Origin of the sequence: Paenalicyclobacillus cellulosilyticus (assembly GCF_014647315.1) — a bacterium.
In the GTDB taxonomy this organism is placed as follows: domain Bacteria; phylum Bacillota; class Bacilli; order Alicyclobacillales; family Alicyclobacillaceae; genus Alicyclobacillus_J; species Alicyclobacillus_J cellulosilyticus.
The window spans coordinates 1-996 of the sequence record NZ_BMOY01000089.1 but is presented as its reverse complement, the minus strand read 5'-3'; the positions used below and the strand labels follow the sequence as shown (position 1 = coordinate 996).

At 58.0% G+C, this 996-nt stretch carries 1 protein-coding gene; it reads right to left on the bottom strand.

The features are described 5' to 3' along the window. A partial coding sequence (locus IEX97_RS12895) for a DDE-type integrase/transposase/recombinase (protein WP_188883511.1) occupies positions 1-830 on the bottom strand: 830 nt, incomplete at its 3' end. Between the last annotated feature and the right edge of the window lie 166 nt (positions 831-996).

The window sequence follows — 996 nt, the reverse complement described above, 5'->3', positions numbered from 1 at the left end:
GTGTCGAGAAACCGGAACAGGCGTTCTACTTTGCCCCGCCCAGCAGGGCGGTAGGGTTTGCTGTGCGAAAGGTGAATCCCAAGCTTTCCACAGATGCGCCGCAGGTGCTGGGATGAGAAAACCGCACCGTTGTCCACGTACAGTTGTTCGGGGATGCCATACCGCAGGATCGCTTTTTTCAAACTGTCTTCCAGGCGGGGCAACTGCTCGTCCCAATAAAACTGCCCGTGGACAATGAGTCTCGAGTAATCGTCCAGGATGGCGAATAGAACGGTCTTTTTCTTGCGCTGTGGATGATTCGGATCAGGGAGGTACAGCGCATGCTTAAAATCCGCCTGCCACAAGACATGGACATCTTCCGCCTCAAAGCGCCGGTATCCCCGGTCGTCGGAGCGCAGCAGCTCCTTGCGGCTTGCTCCTGCACGGCGCAAATGGCGAGCCAGGGTGCTTTGCGCCACCGTGCCCGGTGCTACAACCCCACTCTCCTCCAGCAAGAGAATGATCTGCTCCACGCTGCGCTCAGGCCGCTCCCGCCGCAACGCCACGGCCTTTTGAATCACCTCGTCCGGCAGCCGGTGGCGGCCTTTATCGCTGCGGGTCTTGGGAAGCAAGGCGTCGTATCCACCTTTTCTGTACGCCGCAATCCACCGCTCCAAGGTCCGCACGCTGAGCGTCGTTCTTGTGGTGCCTGGGATCACATAGGACTGCTTCACCGCATGTTCGAGATACACATGCAGTTCCCCTGGGGACAGCGGTGTCTGCCGGCTCACAATGGGAGCAATCATCCCATATCGAAACGCCGCAATCTCCTCCGCACGCTTCCGGTCCATTCCACCATCTCCCTTCCAGAATGGGTACAACCCCATTCTCAGTCGAGAGGGTGAGAAGGCTCCATAGACATAAATTGTGGGATCGGTCAGACCATGAGGGCTGCACACGACTGGCGAAGACGGTACAGGCCATGGAAGAGTCGAACGTTCACTTTCTTTGGCACCA